Annotated in this window: 1 protein-coding gene; it reads left to right on the top strand. The window is 42.3% G+C overall.

The features are described 5' to 3' along the window. Positions 1-499, top strand: a 499-nt coding sequence (locus KA858_RS11740) for a Rib/alpha-like domain-containing protein (protein WP_245342096.1), incomplete at both ends; no start/stop codon positions are given.

Consider the following 499-nt stretch of genomic DNA (forward strand, 5'->3'; position numbering starts at 1 on the left):
ACACCAGGAACAGTGGAAGTTCCAGTAACAGTGACATACCCAGACGGCACAGAAGATCATGTGACAGTACCAGTAACAACAAACGAACAAGCAGATAACGATGCTTATGAACCAACAACAGACGAAGTCACAAAAGATCACGGAACACCAACAACTGAGGATGATGTAACAGGAGCAGTAACAATTCCAGATTATCCATCAGAAAAAGGAACACCAACAATCACAGTTGATGATCCAAGTACATTACCAGACGGTAATACACCAGGAACAGTGGAAGTTCCAGTAACAGTGACATACCCAGACGGCACAGAAGATCATGTGACAGTACCAGTAACAACAAACGAACAAGCAGATAACGATGCTTATGAACCAACAACAGACGAAGTCACAAAAGATCACGGAACACCAACAACTGAGGATGATGTAACAGGAGCAGTAACAATTCCAGATTATCCATCAGAAAAAGGAACACCAACAAACACAGTTCAAGAACCAAGTA

Origin of the sequence: Staphylococcus sp. GDX8P80P (assembly GCF_017893095.1) — a bacterium.
GTDB lineage: Bacteria > Bacillota > Bacilli > Staphylococcales > Staphylococcaceae > Staphylococcus > Staphylococcus borealis.